The sequence below is a fragment of the Geodermatophilus sp. SYSU D01176 genome, assembly GCF_054050015.1.
This window is the reverse complement of the sequence record NZ_JBJGYN010000008.1, coordinates 1-19,111: the sequence shown is the minus strand read 5'-3', so window position 1 is coordinate 19,111 and position 19,111 is coordinate 1. Positions and strand designations below refer to the sequence as shown.

Sequence of the window (19,111 nt, the reverse complement as noted above, 5' to 3'; positions counted from 1 at the left end):
CCACCCGGGGTCGTGCACCCCGGACGAGGTCGGACCCGGCGTCGCTGCCCCGGCCGGACCTGCGCACGACGCCCCCCACGGAGACCTCCGCGGGGGGCGTCGTCGTCCGCGGCCCCGTGCCGTGAGCGACGTCTCCCAGCCGTGACCTGGAAGAGGGTTGGACGGCGGCCCCGTCGGGCACGAGGGTCCGGAAGACCACGCGCACCGACCCCTCCCCCGACGCCCCGCGGCGGAGAGGCCACCGGCCCCCGGCGTCCCGGGGGCGCCAGCACAGGAGGACCCCGTTCATGAACCAGGTGTGGCCTGGTACCGCCTACCCCCTCGGCGCGACCTTCGACGGCACCGGCACGAACTTCGCGATCTTCAGTGAGGTCGCCGAGAGGGTCGAGCTGTGCCTGTTCGACGACGACGGCACCGAGACCCGCATCCGGCTCCCCGAGATGGACGGCTACGTCTGGCACGCCTTCATCCCCGGGATCCAGCCCGGCCAGCGCTACGGCTACCGGGTGCACGGCCCCTACGACCCGTCGCAGGGCCAGCGCTGCAACCCGAACAAGCTGCTGCTCGACCCGTACGCGAAGGCGATCGACGGCCAGATCGACTGGCACCCGTCGGTCTTCGGCTACGACTTCACCAGCGGCGAGCGCAACGACGAGGACTCGGCCGCGCACATGCCGAAGTCCGTCGTCGTCAACCCGTACTTCGACTGGGGCGTCGACCGCCCGCCGAAGACGCCCTACCACAAGACCGTCATCTACGAGGCCCACGTCAAGGGCCTGACGATGACCCACCCCGACGTCCCGGAGGAGCTGCGCGGCACCTACGCCGGCATCGCCCACCCGGCGGTGATCAGCTACCTGCAGGACCTCGGCGTCACCGCCATCGAGCTCATGCCGGTGCACCAGTTCGTGCAGGACGACACCCTGCAGCAGAAGGGCCTGCGCAACTACTGGGGCTACAACACCATCGGGTTCTTCGCGCCGCACAGCGAGTACGCGAGCAACACCGACAACGGCATGCACGTGCAGGAGTTCAAGGGGATGGTCCGCACCCTGCACGAGGCGGGCATCGAGGTCATCCTCGACGTGGTCTACAACCACACCGCCGAGGGCAACCACCTCGGCCCCACGCTGTCGTTCAAGGGCATCGACAACCGGGCGTACTACCGGCTGGTCGAGGACGACCCGCAGTACTACATGGACTACACGGGCACCGGGAACTCGCTCAACGCCCGCACCCCGCAGGCGCTGCAGCTGATCATGGACTCGCTGCGGTACTGGGTCACCGAGATGCACGTCGACGGCTTCCGCTTCGACCTGGCCTCGACGCTGGCCCGCGAGCTGCACGCCGTGGACCGGCTGTCGGCCTTCTTCGACCTGGTGCACCAGGACCCGGTCGTCAGCCAGGTCAAGCTGATCGCCGAGCCGTGGGACGTCGGCGAGGGCGGCTACCAGGTCGGCAACTTTCCCGCCCTGTGGACCGAGTGGAACGGCAAGTACCGCGACACCGTGCGCGACTTCTGGCGCGGCGAGCCCTCCACCATCGGCGAGTTCGCCAGCCGGCTCACCGGCTCGGCCGACCTCTACCAGCACTCCGGCCGGCGCCCGGTGGCCAGCATCAACTTCGTCACCGCGCACGACGGCTTCACCCTGAGCGACCTGGTCTCCTACAACGAGAAGCACAACGAGGCCAACGGCGAGGGCAACAACGACGGTGAGAGCCACAACCGCAGCTGGAACTGCGGGGTGGAGGGGCCGACCGTCGACAAGAAGGTCCTCACCCTGCGCGCCCGGCAGCGGCGCAACTTCCTGGCCACGCTGATGCTCAGCCAGGGCGTGCCGATGCTGCTGCACGGCGACGAGCTGGGCCGCACCCAGCAGGGCAACAACAACGGCTACTGCCAGGACTCGCCCCTGACCTGGATCCACTGGGACGAGGTGGACGAGGGGCTGCTGGAGTTCACCAAGCTGGTGACCCGGCTGCGCCACGACCACCCGACGTTCCGCCGTCGCCGCTTCTTCCACGGCCGCCCGGTGCGCCGGGGCCAGGACGACCCGGTGCAGGACGTCGCCTGGCTGACCCCCTCCGGTGACCTCATGACCGAGGACGACTGGGACGCCGGCTTCGCCAAGTCGCTGGCCATGTACCTCAACGGGCACGGCATCCGGTCCACCGACGAGCGCGGTGAGGACGTCGTCGACGACCACTTCTACCTGGCGTTCAACGCCTCGCACGAGCCGATGGACTTCTGCCTGCCGTCGGAGGAGTACGCCGGCGCGTGGACCGTCGTCCTCGACACCGCGCAGATGGACGAGGTGGAGCCGCGCGAGCTCAAGCCCGGCGAGACGCTGACGCTGGCCGACCGGTCCATGGTCGTGCTGAGCGCGCCCCGCCGCTCGTGAGCGCCGCCACGGGGCCGGCGGCCGGGTCGCAGGGCGAGCCGCTCGACGACGGAGCCCGCCGTCGGGACGTCCCCACCGGGACCTACCGGCTGCAGGTCACCGCCGACTTCACCCTGGACGACGCCGCGTCCCTGGCCGGCTACCTGGCCGACCTCGGGGTGAGCCACGCCTACGCCTCGCCGCTGCTGCGGTCGGCGTCGGGCAGCACGCACGGCTACGACACCGTCGACCACGCGCACATCGACGAGTCGCGCGGCGGGCAGGCCGGCTTCGACCGGCTGGTCGCGGCGCTGCACGAGCACGGGCTGGGCCTGGTGCTCGACCTGGTGCCCAACCACATGGGCGTCGCCGACGCGGCGGAGGCCCCGTGGTGGTGGGACGTGCTGCAGCACGGCCGGGGGAGCGCCCACGCGGCCGCGTTCGACATCGACTGGGACTTCGGCGGCGGCCGGGTGCGCATCCCGGTGCTGGGGTCGGCGGACGACGTCGACAAGCTGGAGGTGGTTGACGGCGAGCTGCGGTACTACGACAACCGCTTCCCCCTCGCCCCGGGCACCGGCGAGGGCACCCCGCAGGAGGTGCACGACCGGCAGCACTACGAGCTGGTCGACTGGCGGCGGGCCGACCGCGACCTCAACTACCGCCGGTTCTTCGCGATCAACACCCTCGCCGGGCTGCGCGCGGAGGACCCCGAGGTCTTCCGCGCGACCCACGAGCTGGTGCTGCGACTGGTCGGGGCCGGCGCGGTCGACGGGCTGCGCATCGACCACCCCGACGGCCTGGCCGACCCCAAGGGCTACCTCGACCGGCTGGCCGAGGCCACCGGCGGCCGGTGGACCGTGGTGGAGAAGATCCTCGAGCCGGGCGAGGACCTGCCGGAGAGCTGGGCGGCCGCCGGGACGACGGGCTACGACGCGCTCGCCGAGGTCGACGACGTGCTGGTCGACCCGGCGGGCGAGGCGGTGCTGAGCGCGCTGGACACCGAGCTCTCCGGAGCCCCGGTCGACTACGCGCAGCTGGTGCACGGCTGCAAGCGCGAGGTGACCGACGGGATCCTCGGCTCGGAGGTGGCCCGGCTGGTGCGGGTGATCGGCGAGCTGTCCGGCATCGACCGCGCGCAGCAGACTGAGGCGCTGGCCGAGCTGCTGGCGAGCTTCCCGGTCTACCGCACCTACCTGCCCGACGGCCGCGAGCACCTGGACGCCACCGTGGCCGACGTGCGGGAACGCCGTCCCGACCTCAGCGCGGCACTGGACGCCCTGCACCCGGTGCTGTCCCAGGCCGGGACCGAGGCGGCGACCCGGTTCGAGCAGACCAGCGGCCCGGTCATGGCCAAGGGCGTGGAGGACAGCGCCTACTACCGGTGGGCGCGCTTCGTGGTGCTCAACGAGGTGGGCGGCGACCCGGCCCGGTTCGGCAGCACGGTGCAGGAGTTCCACGAGGCGCAGCAGCGGCGCGCCGAACGCAGGCCCGCGTCGATGACCACGCTGTCGACCCACGACACCAAGCGCAGCGAGGACACCCGCGCCCGGCTGGCCGTGCTGGCCGAGCTCGGCGCGGAGTGGGCCGACCTGGTCCGCGGGCTGGTGACGCGCCACCCGATGCCCGACCGTCCGCTCGCGCACCTGGTGTGGCAGAACCTGGTCGGCGCGTGGCCGCTGTCGCGGGAGCGGGCGCACGCCTACGCGGAGAAGGCGGCGCGCGAGGCGGGGACCTCGACGACGTGGACCGACGTCGACGAGGAGTTCGAGTCGGCGCTGCACGAGATGGTCGACGCCGCCTACGACGACGAGCGGACGAACGCCGAGATCGAGCGGTTCGTCGCCCGCATCGCGCCGTTCGGCCGGTCCAACTCGCTGGCGCAGAAGCTGCTGCAGCTGACGATGCCCGGGGTCCCTGACGTGTACCAGGGCACCGAGCTGTGGGACCTCTCCCTGGTCGACCCCGACAACCGCCGTCCGGTCGACTACGAGCAGCGCCGCCGACTGCTGGCGCGGCTGGACGAGGGCTGGGTGCCGCCGGTGGACGACGCGGGCGCGGCCAAGCTGCTCGTCGTCTCCCGCGTGCTGCGCGCCCGGCGGGAGCACCCGGAGTGGTTCGGCGGGTACGCACCGGTGACGGCGACCGGGCTCGCCGCGGACCATCTGGTCGCCTTCGACCGGGGTGGCGTGGTGTCCGTGGCGACCCGGCTGCCGGTGGGGCTGTCGATCGCCGGCTGGGGCGACACCGCGCTGCAGCTGCCGACCGGCGCCTGGCGGGACCTGCTCACCGGCGGACGCTTCGTCTCCGACGCCGGCGGCCTCCCGGTGGCCGCACTGCTCGAGCGGCTGCCGGTCGCCCTGCTGGTCCGCGACCGAAAGAGGTAGAAGGACCCCGTCCTAGCCACCCTTCGCAAGCTCAGGGGGTGCCCTGGACGGGGCCTCGCCCCACCCTTCGCAGGCTCACGGTGGGACTGGGACGGGGCCGACTGAGATGCAGTTCACGTCCCCGCGGGTGCGCGCGTGCTGGCGGGGACGTGACCAGGCGATCCGTCCGACAGCGGTCCCGACGACCGGCCGGGTCACCCGCGATGCTCCTGGGGCACCGGGTGAAGGTCCGTGACCTGACCGTTACGTTGTCCCGGCATCCCCCATCAGGGACCGGGTGCCGGAGCCGATCCGCCGAACCCCGTCCGTCGGCTGCCGTACCTCCTGCACAGCCAGGACGGGGGTGGGGGACCCATCTCGGTGCGCGGCCGGTCCGGCCGGGCACCTCGGGGTGAAGCCGTGTGCGCACGGCCGGGGCACCGATCGCTCCGAACCCGACAGCTCACCTCGCAGGCGGCGGATCGGGAGCTCCCCCATGCGTTCGTCCTCGTCTTCCCGCATGCCCGCACGCGCCCTGCGCCGTGGCGCCGTGGTGCTCGGCGGCGCCGCCGCCGTGTCCCTCGGCGTCCTCGCCGCACCGGCCTCGGCGGCCGCCCCGAACGACTGGGACGCCGTCGCGCAGTGCGAGTCCAGTGGCAACTGGGCCATCAACACCGGCAACGGCTACTACGGCGGCCTGCAGTTCAGCCAGAGCACCTGGGCCGCGTACGGCGGCACGGAGTACGCCCCGCGTGCCGACCTGGCCACCAAGGACCAGCAGATCGCCGTCGCCGAGCGCACGCTCGACGGGCAGGGCCCGGGCGCCTGGCCGACCTGCGGCAAGGCCCTCGACCCCTCAGCCCCCGAGGCGGGCGCGGCTCCGGCCGCGCCGGCCCTGGCGGCCGCCCCCGCACCGGCGGCTGCCGGCGGGGCGACCTACACGGTGCAGGCCGGTGACACGCTGGGCCGCATCGCCTCGGAGCAGGGCGTGGCGGGTGGCTGGCAGGCGCTGTACGCCGCCAACGACGACCAGCTGAGCGACCCGAACCGGATCGCGGTCGGCGAGGTGCTGCAGCTGCCGTGAGTTCTGCCGGCGGCCGGGGGACGCGCTCCCCCGGCCGCCGGGAGCCAGGCACGTCGAACGCCAGAGGCCCAGGACCCGGCGACGGGTTCTGAGCCTCCGGCGTCCACCGGCTGGCCACTGGACGGACTCCTTGCTCGAAGGCGGAGCCGGACACCTCGCCGCGCCGCCGGGTCCCGTGACGGCACGCAGCCCGTCGGTCGGCTCCCCGTCGAGCAGACACTCCCCGCCGGTCCCGGTGTCGAGCAGGGACCCCAGGTCGAGGAGGCTGGCGTCGGCCCCACCGAGGCGGCTCCGACGCCAGCCGCCCCGGGCCGGGTCATCGATTGGCGATCACTGGGAGTAGTGGGGGGGGGGGGGGGGGGGGGGGGGGGGGGGGGGGGGGGGGGGGGGGGGGGGGGGGGGGGGGGCGGGCGCCGCGGGGGGCGGGGGGGGGGGTGGCTTGTTTTGGGGTTGGGGGGGGGTTGCCGGCGCCGGGCCGGGGCCGGGGGCCGGCACGACACAGACCAGGGACCCGCTCATGGAGCACCGCCCTCTCACGCGCCGTGACGTGCTCAAGGGGACGGTGTGGGGTGCGGCGACCCTGGCCCTTCCCGCCGCCGGCTCGGCGAGCCCTGCTCGGGCATCGGAACTGACCGCGGACCACCTGCCGCGGCCCTACACGCCCTACGACAGGTTCGTGCAGCCGCCGGTGCTGCGGCTGCCCGACGCTCCCGGCAGCCGCCCGGTGGTGCAGGTCGTGCAGGGCCCTGCGTCGGTGAGGCTGCTGCCGCCGCCGGCACCGGAGACGACGATGTGGGTCTACAACGGCTCGTATCCCGGACCGACGATCAAGGTCAAGCGCAACCAGCCGGTCACCGTCCGTCAGGTCAACCGGCTGCCCGCCCACCACCCGCTCTTCGGGTACGAGTTCGCCACCTCCACGCACCTGCACGGGTCGCCATCGCTGCCCCCGTTCGACGGCTATGCCAACGACACGAGCCGGCCGGGCTTCTTCAAGGACTACGAGTACGACAACCAGGAGGACGCGCGGACCCTCTGGTACCACGACCACGCTGCACACCACACCGCCCCGAACATCTACACCGGGCTGGCCGCCCAGTACCACGTGCTGCCCCTGGCAGGGGAACCGACCTTGGGTCTCCCTGTGGACGACGAGTTCGACGTGCCCCTGGTGATCAGCGACGCGGCCTCTCGCGCCGACGGCCAGCTGCTCATGGACCAGCACAGCACCTCGGGGGCCATGGGCGACGTCATCCTGGTCAACGGGGTGCCCTGGCCGGAGGTGCCCGTCCGGCCGCGTACCTACCGGTTCCGTCTGCTCAACGCCTCGGTCGCCCGCGGCTACCTCCTCCAGCTGACCGGCGGCCTGCCGATGAAGGTGGTCGCCACCGACGGCGGTCTGACTCGTCGCCCGGTCGACGTCGATCGGCTCAAGCTGGGCATGTCCGAGCGCTACGACGTCCTGGTCGACTTCGCACCCGCCGCCGGCCGGCAGGTCGAGCTGCGCAACCTCGGTGTGCCGAACACGACCGACCACGAACACACCGGCCAGGTGATCGCCTTCCGGGTCGGCACCGACCCGGCTGGCCCGGACACCGCCCTGCTCGAGGACGAGTGGCCCGACGTCGACCCGGCCGGGGTGCTCGCGCTCGACCCGGCCGACGCGGTCACCACCCGCCGCCTGCGGTTCGACCGCCGGGGCGGGGTGTGGACGATCAACGGTTCGACCTGGGCGGACGTGGAGAACTCGGGCTTCCGGCAGGCGATCGCCGAGCCCCAGCGCAACACCGTCGAGGTGTGGGAACTGGAGAACTCGTCCCGGCGCTGGTTCCACCCGATCCACCTGCACCTGGTCGACTTCCGGGTGCTCGACCGCAACGGCCGGCCCCCGAGCGGGTACGAGGACGGACCCAAGGACGTGGTCTACCTCGGCGAGGGCGAGCTGATCCGCATCGCCGTGCGGTTCGGGCCGCACACCGGCCGCTACACGATCCACTGCCACAACAGCAGCCACGAGGACCACATGATGATGCACCAGTTCTGGGTCAAGGACGGCGCCGACGAGGGCCTGGACCCCCTCGACCCCCGCTTCGCCCCTCGGCCGACCTGACGGGCCGAACCGGCGCGTGCGTGTGGTCGACCACCGCTTCGTTGTGACGCTCGCCATCGGGGACTGCACACGGAGCGATGTGCTCGAGCGCGGGTCACGAACGGGGATCCAGCTCCCCGGCCGCCGGGCTCCGGCCTCTCGACCCCGTCTCGGGGGCGCGGCGATGTGCGGTCGTGGCGGGTTGAACCCGCGTCCGAGAACGCGCCGTGGCCGCACACCACCCGGGGCGGCGCTCCCGACGGCCGCCGCCGTCGAGCAGCCGGACCGGCCAGCCGCAGGACGTCGTCGATGGCCACCGTCACGACCGGAGGCCGGGCTCACGTGGTTGGCGGCGCTCCGGGCGGGCACAACCCCCCGGAACGTCGCCGAACGACCCCGATCTCCCCTGGAGGCCCCTGCATGTCCGCTGCCGTCGAGTTCGCCGTCTGGGCGCCGGTCCCGGAGCGGGTCCGGCTGCAGGTCGACGGGTCGGTGCACGAGATGCGCCGGGACGACGGCGGCTGGTGGCGCGCCGAGGTCGAGGCCGGCCCCGAGGCCGACTACGGCTTCCTGCTCGGGGACGACGACACACCCCGGCCGGACCCGCGCTCGCGCCGCCAGCCCGAGGGGGTGCACGGCCTCTCCCGCCGATACGACCCGGCGTCCCACGCATGGGGCGACCGCGCCTGGACCGGACGGCCCCTGGCCGGCGGCGTGGTCTACGAGATGCACGTCGGCACGTTCACCGCCGAGGGCACGCTGGACGCCGCCGTCGGCAAGCTCGACCACCTGGTCGGCCTCGGCGTCGACTTCGTCGAGCTGCTGCCGGTCAACGGCTTCGACGGCACGCACAACTGGGGCTACGACGGCGTCCTCTGGTACACGGTGCAGGAGAGCTACGGCGGCCCCGCGGCCTACCAGCGCTTCGTCGACGCCTGTCACCAGCGCGGCCTGGGCGTGATCCAGGACGTCGTCTACAACCACCTGGGCCCGTCGGGGAACTACCTGCCGCTGTTCATGCCGGTCTTCAGCGAGGGCGGCGCCAACACCTGGGGCAGCTCGGTGAACCTCTCCGGCCCGGACTCCGACGACGTGCGCCGCTACATCCTCGACAACGCGCTGATGTGGCTGCGCGACATGCACGTCGACGGGCTGCGGCTCGACGCGGTCCACGCGCTGGTCGACGAGCGGGCCACCCACGTCCTCGAGGAGATGGCGCAGGAGGTCGACCGGCTCTCGGTGGCGCTCGGCCGGCCGCTGACGCTGATCGCCGAGAGCGACCTCAACGACCCGCGGATGGTCACCCCGCGGGTGGCGGGCGGCACGGGCATCCACGCCCAGTGGAGCGACGACTTCCACCACGCGCTGCACGCGGTGCTCACCGGTGAGGGCCAGGGCTACTACGGCGACTTCGCGGCGGCGGGCCTCTCCGGGCTGGCGAAGACGCTGACCGGCGCGTTCTTCCACGACGGCGCGTACTCCAGCTTCCGCCGTCGGCACCACGGCCGGCCGGTCGACACCGCCCTGCTGCCCGGGTGGACGTTCCTCGGCTACCTGCAGGACCACGACCAGATCGGCAACCGGGCGGTCGGCGACCGGATCTCGGCGTCCCTGTCCCCCGGCCTGCTCGCCGTCGGGGCGACCCTGGTGCTCACCAGCCCGTTCACCCCGATGCTCTTCATGGGCGAGGAGTGGGGCGCCGCGACGCCGTGGCAGTTCTTCACCAGCCACACCGACCCGGAGATCGGCCGGGCGACGGCCGAGGGCCGCAAGGGCGAGTTCGCCGAGCACGGGTGGGACGCCGATGAGGTGCCCGACCCGCAGGACCCGGAGACCTTCACCCGCTCGAAGCTGGACTGGAGCGAGCCCGAGCGCGAGCCGCACCGCACGCTGCTCGCCGCCCACCGCTCGCTGCTGGCCCTGCGGCACACCGAGCCGGACCTCGTCGACCCCGACCTGTCGCGGGTCGAGGTGAGCTGGGACGACGAGGACCGCTGGCTGGTCGTGCACCGCGGCGCACTGCGGGTGGTCGCCAACCTGGCCGGCGAACCGCGGGAGGTCGACCTCGACCGGCCGGCCACCGGCGTGCTCTTCGCGACCGGCGAGGAGCCGCGCCTGGACGGGACGACGGTGACGCTGCCGGGCGAGAGCGCGGCCGTGCTGACCACCGCCGGGCGACAGCCCCGGGAGCACCGCAGCGAGCGCCAGCGAGCGAGGAGCGGACCGGGGCGCGGAGACCGGCCAGAGGGCACCGCCTGACGTGCGGCGACTGCTGCCCGGGGCGGGTGGAGCGGAGACGGAGGTCCTCGACGACGCCGCATTGGTCGAGGCCTACCGGCTGCCGGCCGGCCGCTCGCTGCGGGTCGACTTCGTCGTCTCCCTCGACGGCTCGGTGACCGTCGAGGGTCGCAGCGGCGGCCTCGGCTCGCCCGGCGACAAACGGGTGTTCCGCACCCTGCGGGCGCTGGCCGACGCGGTGCTGGTCGGGCACGGGACGGCCGCCGCGGAGGGCTACCGCCCGGTGGCCGCCGACTCCGCGGTGGGGCGGCTGCGGTCGGAGCTGGGCAGGCCGGTGTCCGCGCCGGTCGTCGTCGTCTCGCGGCGGGCCTCGCTCGCGCCCGGGGACCGGCTGGCGGTCCCGCCGACGGTGCTGGTGACGTGCGCGGCGGCCGATCCGGACCGGCGGGCGGCGCTGGCCGACGCCGGCGTCACGGTGCTGGTGTGCGGGGACGACGACGTGGACCTGCCCGCGGCGCTGGACGCGCTGGCCGAGCGGGGGCTGGAACAGCTGGTCTGCGAGGGCGGGCCGGTCCTGCTGTCCGCGGCGCTGGAGGCGGGGGCGGTCGACGAGCTGGACCTGTCGGTCGCACCGGCGCTGGTCGGCGGTCCGGACCGGCTGCTGTCCGGCCGGCTGGCGGGCGTGATCCGCCCCAGGCTGCTCCAGGTGCTGGAGGAGGACGGCGTGCTGTTCACCCGGTACGCCGTCGACCGGTAGCGCCCCGGGCCACCGTTGCCGCCCAGGCGACGTAGCCCAGGTTGACGAGGACCCGAGCCGCGACGCCGGCCGGCCGGTCGAAGGCCCGCTGCGCCGCGCGCCGGTGGCGGAGCGGCTCGAGGTGGGCCGGCAGATAGGCGGTGATGAGCGCGGCGGTCGCCCGCGCGCCGGCCCAACGGGTCGCCGGCACCGCCACGAGGACGCCGACCGCGATGTCGGCCAGCCCGCTGGCCACGACCACCGCCGAGCGGGCCGGCAGCCACGGCGGGACCAGCCCCCGGAAGTGGTCGGGCCGCGTGAAGTGGGTGACCCCGCTGCCCACCATGAGCGCGGCCAGCGGCCACGCCGCCGCGTCGTCCCTCCGCGATCGGGACACGGTCAACCGACCAGCCGGACGGCGTCGCCGTACGCCGCGAGCCGGTCGTCCGCGGTGAGCAGCACGGCCCCTTCGGCGACGGCCTGGGCGACGAGGAGCCGGTCGAACGGGTCGCGGTGGACGTCGGGCAGGTGCTCGACCGCGGCGGCGTGCTCGGCGGTGACCGGGAGGTGCTCGAGGACCAGCTCGGTCGTGACGCGACGCGTCCACGTCCGGACGTCGGACCCGACGGAGAGCTTGCCGAGGCGCTGCTTGATCGCCAGCTCCCACACGCAGACGGCGGACACGATCCGGCGATCGGCGGCCTCGAGCACTGCCAGGTCGGAGCCCAGCCGCTCGGGTGTGGTCGCCGCCCACACGAGGACGTGCGTGTCGAGGAGGACCCTCACTCCTCGCCCTCGAACGCCCGCTGCACGTCCTCCGGCAGGTCGTCGAAGTCGTCGGCGATCCACACGTTGCCGCGGTCGAAGCCGAAGTTCGGCGTCCGCCGTACGGGACCCACCAGCCTGGCCACCACCTTGCCGCGGTTGGTGATCTCGACCTCCTCGCCGGCCGCGACCTTCTCCAGCAGCCGCGACAGGTGGGTCTTGGCCTCGTGGACCCCGACCGACGTAGTCATGTGACTTAGTCTAGTCGCGCCGCGCTCCCCGCGCCCACGCGTACCGGAGCGCGCTCGTCCTCGCGGGGTGGTCGCCGTCCCCGATGCACAGCGCGGGGACGGCGACCGCGGCGCGCGGATCGCGATCATGATCGGCGGGCGTCCGGGCGCCGCCGCCGGCTGCTTGACTGGCCGGCATGGACCTGCCCCTGCTGCCGCCGGTGAAGCCGATGCTGGCCAAGGCCGTGACCAAGGTGCCCACCGCCGAGGACATGTACTACGAGCCGAAGTGGGACGGCTTCCGCTGCATCGTGTTCCGGGACGGCGACGAGGTGGAGCTGGGCAGCCGCAACGAGCGCCCGCTGACCCGCTACTTCCCCGAGGTGGTCGAGGCGGTCAAGGCGGCGCTGCCCGAGCGCTGCGTGGTCGACGGCGAGATCGTCGTCCCCCAGGGCGACCGGCTGCACTTCGAGGCGCTGCTGCAGCGCATCCACCCCGCCAAGTCGCGGATCGACCTGCTGGCCGAGCAGACACCCGCGTCGTTCGTCGCCTTCGACCTGCTGGCGATCGGCGACGAGTCGCTGCTGGAGACCCCGTTCGCGCAGCGGCGGGCCCGGCTGCAGGAGGTCGTGACCGGCACCGACTCGGTGCACGTCACGGCGATCACCCAGGACCCGGACACCGCGCAGCGCTGGTTCCAGGAGTTCGAGGGCGCCGGGCTGGACGGCGTCGTCGCCAAGCCCGCCGACCTGCCCTACGGCCCCGACCAGCGGCTGATGACCAAGGTCAAGCACGTGCGGACGGCGGACTGCGTGGTCGCCGGTTTCCGCTGGCACAAGAGCGGACCGATCGTGGGGTCGCTGCTGCTGGGTCTCTACGACGACTCCGGCGACCTGCAGCACATCGGCGTCGCGGCCTCCTTCCCGATGGCCCGGCGGGCCGAGCTGGTCGAGGAGCTGGCGCCCTACCGGGCCGAGGCGCTCGACGGGCACCCGTGGCAGGACTGGGCCAACGCGGAGGTGGTCAACGGCGCGAACGGCGAGGAGCACCGGATGCCCGGCGCACAGAGCCGCTGGAACGCCGGCAAGGACCTCTCCTGGGTGCCGCTGCGCCCGGAGCTCGTGGTGGAGGTCAAGTACGACCAGCTGGAGGGACGCCGGCTGCGGCACACCGGGCAGTTCCTGCGCTGGCGCCCCGACCGGGAGGCGCGCAGCTGCACCTACGACCAGCTGGAGGTGCCGGTGCGCTACGACCTGGCGGAGGTCTTCGCCGGCTGAAGGAGGCCCCCTGCAGGGTCCCGCCACTGGCAGGCTCGCTGCGGGACCCTGGAGGGGGCCGCCGCGACCCGGTCGGGGCCGGTGCCTGCACCGACCGGGCGGGGCTCATACCCTCGTGACCCATGCGCCTGTCCCGCGGCCTGGTCGCCGCTGCCTCCGGCCTGCTCCTGGCGGTCTCCGGCTGCACCTCCTCCGCCGACGGCGGCGCAGCGGAGGCGTCGGCCCCGGCGTCCGGGGCGCCGGCCGAGCCGGTGGCCGCGGAGATCGCCTGGACCGACTGCGACGCGCAGATCACCGAGCTGGTGGCCGGCACCCCGGGCAGCGAGCGCGACCTCGCCTTCGAGTGCGGCCGCACCGAGGTGCCGATCAGCTACGACGAGCCGCAGGGCGAGACGCTGCCGCTCTTCCTCGTCCGCGCCCGCTGGGCCCAGCAGACCGACCGCATCGGGTCGCTGGTCATCAACCCCGGCGGGCCCGGGGCCTCCGGCGCCGACGCCGCGATCGGCCAGGCGCTCAGGCTGCCCGAGGACGTGCTGCGCCGCTTCGACGTCGTCGGCTTCGACCCGCGCGGGGTCGGGCTGTCGACGCCGGTCGAGTGCCTCCCGACCGAGTTCAAGGACCGGGCGACCGCCGCCGAGCCGCGGCCCACCACGCCCGAGCAGGTGGACGCGGTGTTCGCGCTGCAACAGGAGGCGGCCGACCTCTGCGCCGAGGAGTACCCCGACTCGCTGGGCACCTTCAACACCGTCGACACCGCCCGTGACATGGACCTGCTGCGCCAGTCGCTGGGTGACGAACAGCTGACCTACCTCGGCTACTCGTACGGCACCACGCTCGGGTCCACCTACGCCGAGCTGTTCCCCGACCGCGTGCGGGCGCTGGTGCTCGACGCCGCGGTCGACCCGGACGACGACCCGCGCGCCGAGGCCGAGCAGCAGGCCACCTCGCTCGAGGCCAGCTTCGACGCCTTCGCGGCCAACTGCGTGGCCCTGGTCTCGGGGTGCCCGCTCGGCCCGGAGCCGCGCCGCTTCGTCGACGAGCTGATGGCCCAGGCGGCGACGACGCCGATCCCCAGCGCGCGGGCGGGCGAGACCCGTCAGGCGACGCCGGGCGTCATCAGCACCGCGATCCTGGCCGCCCTGTACAACACGGCCTCGTGGCCGCAGCTGGCGCAGGGCCTGGCCGCCGCGCGGAACGGTGACGCGCAGGGGTTGTTCTCCCTCGCCGACGCCTACACCGGCCGGCTGGAGGACGGCACCTACACCAACCTCCTCGACGCGAACGTGACGATCAACTGCGCCGACACCGACCCGGAGACGGCGGTCCCCGAGGAGGAGGTCCGCACCCTGGCCGCCGAGTGGGGCCAGCGCTTCCCGCTGTTCGGCGCGAGCTCGGCCGTGGGGCTGCACAACTGCGCCGTGTGGGAGGCCGAGCGCACCCCGATCCCCGAGCGCGACGCCGAGGGCGCGGCGCCGATCCTGGTCGTCGGCACCGCGGGCGACCCGGTGACCCCGTTGCCCGGGGCGGTGGACATGGCCGAGGACCTGGCCTCCGGCGTCCTGCTGACCTGGCAGGGGCAGGGGCACACCGCCTACCCGAAGACCGACTGCGTCACCGGCGCGGTGAACGCCTACCTGATCGACCTGGTGGTGCCGCAGGACGGGCTGACGTGCCCGGCCTGAGCGCCCTAGGGTGCGCCGGGTGATCACTTCCACGGGGTCCGGTCGGTGATGGCGTCGTCCAAGGACGCCGTCCTGCTGCAGGTCGACGGGCGCGAGGTGCGGGTCTCCAGCCCGGAGAAGCCGTACTTCGCCGAGCGCGGCATCCGCAAGATCGACGTCGTCGAGTACTTCATCGCCGTCGGCGACGGCATCCTGCACGCGCTGCGGGACCGGCCGACGACGCTGGAGCGCTGGCCGGGCGGGGTGTTCGAGGGCGCGCGGTTGTCCACCCGGGTGGACAACACCGGCGACGCCTTCTACCAGAAGCGGGTGCCCAAGAACGCCCCCGACTGGGTGCCTACGGCGCACATCACCTTCCCCAGCGGGCGGACGGCGGACGAGATCGCGCCGGACTCGGTGGCCGTCGTCGCCTGGTGCGCGAACCTGGGCACGCTCACCTTCCACCCGTGGCCGGTGTCCAAGTCCGACGTCGAGTCGCCGGACCAGATCCGCATCGACCTGGACCCCCAGCCGGGCACCGACTTCTCCGACGCCGTCGGGGTGGCGCCGCACGTGCGGGAGCTGCTCGCGGAGTTCGGCATGCAGGGGTGGCCGAAGACCTCCGGCGGCCGCGGGGTGCACATCTACGTGCCGATCCAGCCGCGCTGGACCTTCCCCGAGGTGCGCCGCGCGGTGATCGCCTTCGGCCGCGAGCTGGAGCGGCGCCTCCCCGACCGCGTGACGATGTCGTGGTGGAAGGAGGAGCGCGGCGAGAAGATCTTCATCGACTACAACCAGATGGCCCGGGACCGCACGATCGCCTCGGCGTACTCCATCCGGCCGAGGCCGCACGCGCCGGTCTCGGCCCCGGTCGACTGGGAGGAGCTCCCCGACGTCCGGCCCGAGGACTTCGACGTCCTGACGATGCCGGCGCGGTTCCGCGAGGTCGGCGACAAGCACGCCGGGATCTCCGACCACGCGTTCGGCATCGAGCCGCTGCTCGAGCTGGCCGAGCGCCAGGCGACCGACCAGGGCCTCGGCGACCTGCCCTATCCCCCGGACTACCCGAAGATGCCGGGAGAACCGATGCGGGTCCAACCGAGCCGCGCCAGGCGTCCTACCAGCGCGGATGGATGATCCGGCACTCGACGCCAGGGAAGCACAGCGATCACTCGACGGGCAACCCACGTCCTGCAGTCGATCTGGCGCACTCCTCCGGTCGCCTCTCCGGGCACCTGGGACCACTCCCGACACACCGTGGACCAGCGAGCTCAACAGCGGGAGCGTCCGCTGCTCCCCCCGCTGGCTGACCGACCCTCGGCCGCGAGCCGGTGCTCGACGAACTCACCCGGCATGCCGTCGCCGCGTGGCTGGCCGAGCTGGCCGAGACGTGCGAGCCCTCCACCGTCGGGACCCGGGGCACACCAAGGCGTCCGGCTCACGGGGGTCACGTCAGAAGGCAGCCCGACGCGCATGGCGGCCCCCCGGATGCCGTCTCTGGACCTGTGGCTGCGCGGCGCTCGAAGCGACTATCTGCTCCCCAGAGGAGCCGCCGGCTGTGTCGGAGCGACGGGTATCGCGTACGGTCGGTGATGGGTGTAGCACTGTCGCGTGAGTGGTCGGGGGACCGACTTTTTGATCAGCCACGCCGGTCGGGACACCGCCTGGGCCGAATGGCTGGCCTGGCAGCTGCAGCAGGCCGGCTACAGCGTCGAGCTGGACGTGTGGGACGGGGCGCCGGGTGAGGACTTCGTGGCCTGCATCTCCGCGGCCCCGGAGCGGGCCGACCGGATGCTGGCGGTGTGCACCGAGGCCCATTTCCGCTCCGTGTTCGGCGGTGTGGAGCTGCGCGCAGCCTCAGTCGGCCAAGGTGAGTGCGATGGCTGAATCCGCTGCAGGATCAACAGGTCGGATCTTCATCAGCTACCGGCGAGAGGAGAGCGCATATCCTGCTGGCTGGCTGTTCGACCGTCTCGCACAGCACTTCGGCGCCGCTCAGATCTTCAAGGACGTCGACTCGATCGAGCTCGGCGATGACTTCGTCGAGGTGATCACCAGAGCGGTCGGCTCCTGCGATGTGCTGCTGGCACTGATCGGTGACCGGTGGCTCGAAACCACCGACGTGAACGCGCGCAGGCGCATTGATGATCCGGCTGATTTTGTACGCCTGGAGATCGAGGCCGCCCTGACGCGCAACGTTCGCATCATCCCGATCTTGGTTGATGGGGCACGCATGCCGCACGCCGACGAGTTGCCGGCCGGTCTGGCCGGGCTGGTGCGCCGTCAGGCTCTCGAACTCAGCCCGAGCCGATTCGAGTACGACATCAACCGACTACTGAGGATACTTGACACGACCCTCGCCGAGGTGCACTCGGCTCATGAGGATGCGCCAGCGATATCCAGGTCCGCCGGGCCGGAAGCCCTGCAGAACACTGCAGGAGTTGATGTCCCCCTGACTGGCGCCGCCCGGGGCCAGAATGCCGAGCAGCAGGCGACGCCTACTACGCAGCCCGCCACCCACTCCTCCCACGGATCCGTATCGACTCACAGCGAAGCCCGTGCCCCCGATGAAAGCAGACGGCGACGCCTCCGTCGCCTGGTGGTGATCGGCGGCTCATTGGCGGCTCTCTTGGCTATCTACGTGGTCATCCAGCTCGTCCTGGACAAGCCCCCGACCCAAGAGGACGGCGCACAGTCATCGACGAGTAACGAATTCAAGGAGGAGGCGCCGTGGCGGCTTGTGGTTCGTAACGACGGCTCCAGCACCGGCTGTACTGTCACGCTGGTCAACCGCGACACGAATGAGACGTGGTCCAACGAATATGCGGTGCACGACACCGCATCGTTCCTCATCCCCCAGGCCGGAACGTTCCGATGGTCAGCCGAGTCTGCTTGTACCGTCCTCAGCCGACCCGGTCCGGGAAATCTGACCTTACCGGCGGTGGTCGATGGGGTGGGCACCTCCGACGCCTTCAACCCCCCCGAGATGATCACTGTGAGATTGGAGGATCTTCACGGCAACGCACGATGTGATCTCGAGCTGCGGGACGTCGCTACGGGAACCGTCTTGGACATCGGCGAACTGAACGAGCAGACGGGCAGCGTGACGTTGCAGCCGCAGGGTCGGCCGCTGGTCTTTCTGGTGAACGACGCCTGCGCGGTACAGATGTCACCGGGCTAGCGAGGTGGGATCGGCACAGCCGCAGGCTCGCATGAGCTTCCGCCGGCTTGACCGTTGAGGGAGTCAAGACCATTGGACTGATCGGCGCCGGGAATATGGGCAGTGGCCTCTCACGCTGGCCTGTGGAAACCGACCGGAGACCCGGCGCAGCGACCGCATCCCCTCCAGCGACGAGGAAATCCGCGCCACCGCGATCAGTCGCGACCGACCGACGCCCCGTCGGTCGACAGTGGCACGACCGCCGCGTCATCTGCGCTGTCGCGCTGCGAGGAGGCGAACGGGACAAGCCCGCCGCGCGCCGCGATCGGCGCAGGCGTGACGCGAGACGCCCCCCGTCGGAGACAACGACGGTCGCCCCAGCCCGCCGGACGAGGCCGCAGTAGACGGGCTCGCCTCCAGCGAGTCCAGCGAGCAGGCCCCTCCAAGCCGTGCCGAGCGCCGGCGCGGCGGGTCGCAAGTCTCCCTCGACGCTCGGGGGCCCATGTCCCCCTTCACCGCCGATGGCCCCGTCGACCGTCGGGCCAGAGCCAGACTGCTTCCGTGAACGGGAACCGAGCGACACCGGCAGCAGCTTCAGGCGCGGGTCAAGTCCGCCGGCGTGGTGTGTGACGACTACCGCGTGATCTCTGTTCTGGTCAGGCGCTGAGCGCCGGGATGGTCACCTCCTCGGTGGTCGCGGAATCGGTGTCGGCAACTGGTCGGATGCGGCAGCGGGCGAGGACGTCGAGGCCGAGGTAGCGGCGGCCTTCGGTCCATTCGTCGTGCTGCTCGGCGAGCACGGCGCCGACCAGGCGGACCAGCGCGTCGCGGTCGGGGAAGATGCCGACCACGTCGGTGCGGCGCCGGATCTCGCGGTTGAGCCGTTCGGATGGGTTGTTGGACCAGATCTGCCGCCAGACCTCCTTCGGAAAGGCGGTGAAGGCCAGCACGTCAGGCCGCGCCTGCTCGAGGTGCTCGGCCACCTTGGGCAACTTGTCGGCCAGCGCGTCCAGAACGCGATCGAACTGAGCGTGCACCGAGGCGGCGTCGGGCTGGTCGTAGACCGAGTGCAGCAGCGCCCGCACCCACGGCCAGGACGCCTTCGGGGTCACCGCCATCAGGTT

Annotated in this window: 15 protein-coding genes and 1 riboswitch; of the genes, 11 read left to right on the top strand and 4 right to left on the bottom strand. The window is 72.6% G+C overall.

Features of this window, described 5'->3' with window-relative positions; all coding sequences use genetic code 11:
* Window positions 1–287 precede the first annotated feature (287 nt).
* The 6 genes from glgX (at window position 288) to ACI78Z_RS06630 (ending at window position 10,915) form a co-directional block, all read left to right on the top strand.
* Complete coding sequence (gene glgX, locus ACI78Z_RS06655) at window positions 288–2,402, top strand: glycogen debranching protein GlgX (protein WP_457035742.1); 2,115 nt, start codon at window positions 288–290, stop codon at window positions 2,400–2,402.
* Window positions 2,399–4,768, top strand: a complete 2,370-nt coding sequence (treY, locus tag ACI78Z_RS06650) for a malto-oligosyltrehalose synthase (RefSeq protein ID WP_457035741.1) — start codon at window positions 2,399–2,401, stop codon at window positions 4,766–4,768. Before glgX ends, treY begins: the two co-directional genes overlap by 4 nt.
* 303 nt (window positions 4,769–5,071) lie before the next feature.
* A riboswitch (cyclic di-AMP (ydaO/yuaA leader) is annotated at window positions 5,072–5,239 on the top strand.
* Window positions 5,240–5,267: 28 nt separating this feature from the next.
* Window positions 5,268–5,831: a transglycosylase family protein gene (locus tag ACI78Z_RS06645; RefSeq protein ID WP_457035740.1), complete on the top strand. Its 564-nt coding sequence runs from the start codon at window positions 5,268–5,270 to the stop codon at window positions 5,829–5,831.
* A gap of 517 nt (window positions 5,832–6,348) precedes the next feature.
* Window positions 6,349–7,941 (top strand): multicopper oxidase family protein, encoded by a 1,593-nt coding sequence (locus tag ACI78Z_RS06640; protein WP_457035739.1) that lies wholly within the window; start codon window positions 6,349–6,351, stop codon window positions 7,939–7,941.
* 399 nt (window positions 7,942–8,340) lie between these two features.
* On the top strand, window positions 8,341–10,179 hold the full coding sequence (gene treZ, locus ACI78Z_RS06635) for a malto-oligosyltrehalose trehalohydrolase (protein ID WP_457035738.1): 1,839 nt from the start codon (window positions 8,341–8,343) through the stop codon (window positions 10,177–10,179).
* A 1-nt stretch (window position 10,180) separates the two neighbouring features.
* Window positions 10,181–10,915 (top strand): dihydrofolate reductase family protein, encoded by a 735-nt coding sequence (locus ACI78Z_RS06630; RefSeq protein ID WP_457035737.1) that lies wholly within the window; start codon window positions 10,181–10,183, stop codon window positions 10,913–10,915.
* Here ACI78Z_RS06630 and ACI78Z_RS06625 read toward each other — a convergent pair.
* From ACI78Z_RS06625 to ACI78Z_RS06615, 3 genes are read right to left on the bottom strand one after another with little or no spacing between them, the layout of a single operon-like run.
* On the bottom strand, window positions 10,890–11,291 hold the full coding sequence (locus ACI78Z_RS06625) for a DoxX family protein (protein ID WP_457035736.1): 402 nt from the start codon (window positions 11,289–11,291) through the stop codon (window positions 10,890–10,892). The two genes, ACI78Z_RS06630 and ACI78Z_RS06625, sit on opposite strands and share 26 nt — an antisense overlap.
* Before the next feature lie 2 nt (window positions 11,292–11,293).
* The gene (locus tag ACI78Z_RS06620; protein WP_457035735.1) at window positions 11,294–11,680 is read right to left on the bottom strand and encodes a type II toxin-antitoxin system VapC family toxin; all 387 of its coding nucleotides are present in this window, start codon (window positions 11,678–11,680) and stop codon (window positions 11,294–11,296) included.
* Window positions 11,677–11,910, bottom strand: coding sequence for a type II toxin-antitoxin system Phd/YefM family antitoxin (locus ACI78Z_RS06615; protein WP_457035734.1), 234 nt, complete (start codon window positions 11,908–11,910; stop codon window positions 11,677–11,679). Before ACI78Z_RS06615 ends, ACI78Z_RS06620 begins: the two co-directional genes overlap by 4 nt.
* A gap of 176 nt (window positions 11,911–12,086) precedes the next feature.
* Here ACI78Z_RS06615 and ACI78Z_RS06610 point away from each other — a divergent pair, with 176 nt between their 5' ends.
* The 5 genes from ACI78Z_RS06610 to ACI78Z_RS06590 all read left to right on the top strand — a co-directional run bounded on the left by ACI78Z_RS06610 (window position 12,087) and on the right by ACI78Z_RS06590 (window position 18,008).
* Complete coding sequence (locus ACI78Z_RS06610; protein ID WP_457035733.1) at window positions 12,087–13,166, top strand: ATP-dependent DNA ligase; 1,080 nt, start codon at window positions 12,087–12,089, stop codon at window positions 13,164–13,166.
* 122 nt (window positions 13,167–13,288) lie between these two features.
* Window positions 13,289–14,848, top strand: coding sequence for an alpha/beta hydrolase (locus tag ACI78Z_RS06605; protein WP_457035732.1), 1,560 nt, complete (start codon window positions 13,289–13,291; stop codon window positions 14,846–14,848).
* Between the two features lie 48 nt (window positions 14,849–14,896).
* Window positions 14,897–15,964, top strand: a complete 1,068-nt coding sequence (locus ACI78Z_RS06600; protein WP_457035731.1) for a DNA polymerase domain-containing protein — start codon at window positions 14,897–14,899, stop codon at window positions 15,962–15,964.
* 474 nt (window positions 15,965–16,438) lie between these two features.
* The gene (locus ACI78Z_RS06595) at window positions 16,439–16,714 is read left to right on the top strand and encodes a toll/interleukin-1 receptor domain-containing protein (protein ID WP_457035730.1); all 276 of its coding nucleotides are present in this window, start codon (window positions 16,439–16,441) and stop codon (window positions 16,712–16,714) included.
* Window positions 16,707–18,008: a toll/interleukin-1 receptor domain-containing protein gene (locus tag ACI78Z_RS06590; RefSeq protein WP_457035729.1), complete on the top strand. Its 1,302-nt coding sequence runs from the start codon at window positions 16,707–16,709 to the stop codon at window positions 18,006–18,008. Before ACI78Z_RS06595 ends, ACI78Z_RS06590 begins: the two co-directional genes overlap by 8 nt.
* 635 nt (window positions 18,009–18,643) lie before the next feature.
* Here ACI78Z_RS06590 and ACI78Z_RS06585 read toward each other — a convergent pair.
* Window positions 18,644–19,111: transposase (locus ACI78Z_RS06585; protein ID WP_457035728.1), on the bottom strand; the 468-nt coding region annotated here is incomplete at its 5' end.

Coding starts and splice junctions, on each gene's coding strand:
- glgX (WP_457035742.1), top strand. CDS start 288: ATGAACCAGGTGTGGCCTGGTACCGCCTACCCCCTCGGCGCGACCTTC.
- ACI78Z_RS06645 (WP_457035740.1), top strand. CDS start 5,268: ATGCCCGCACGCGCCCTGCGCCGTGGCGCCGTGGTGCTCGGCGGCGCC.
- ACI78Z_RS06640 (WP_457035739.1), top strand. CDS start 6,349: ATGGAGCACCGCCCTCTCACGCGCCGTGACGTGCTCAAGGGGACGGTG.
- treZ (WP_457035738.1), top strand. CDS start 8,341: ATGTCCGCTGCCGTCGAGTTCGCCGTCTGGGCGCCGGTCCCGGAGCGG.
- ACI78Z_RS06615 (WP_457035734.1), bottom strand. CDS start 11,910: ATGACTACGTCGGTCGGGGTCCACGAGGCCAAGACCCACCTGTCGCGG.
- ACI78Z_RS06610 (WP_457035733.1), top strand. CDS start 12,087: ATGGACCTGCCCCTGCTGCCGCCGGTGAAGCCGATGCTGGCCAAGGCC.
- ACI78Z_RS06605 (WP_457035732.1), top strand. CDS start 13,289: ATGCGCCTGTCCCGCGGCCTGGTCGCCGCTGCCTCCGGCCTGCTCCTG.
- ACI78Z_RS06600 (WP_457035731.1), top strand. CDS start 14,897: ATGGCGTCGTCCAAGGACGCCGTCCTGCTGCAGGTCGACGGGCGCGAG.
- ACI78Z_RS06590 (WP_457035729.1), top strand. CDS start 16,707: ATGGCTGAATCCGCTGCAGGATCAACAGGTCGGATCTTCATCAGCTAC.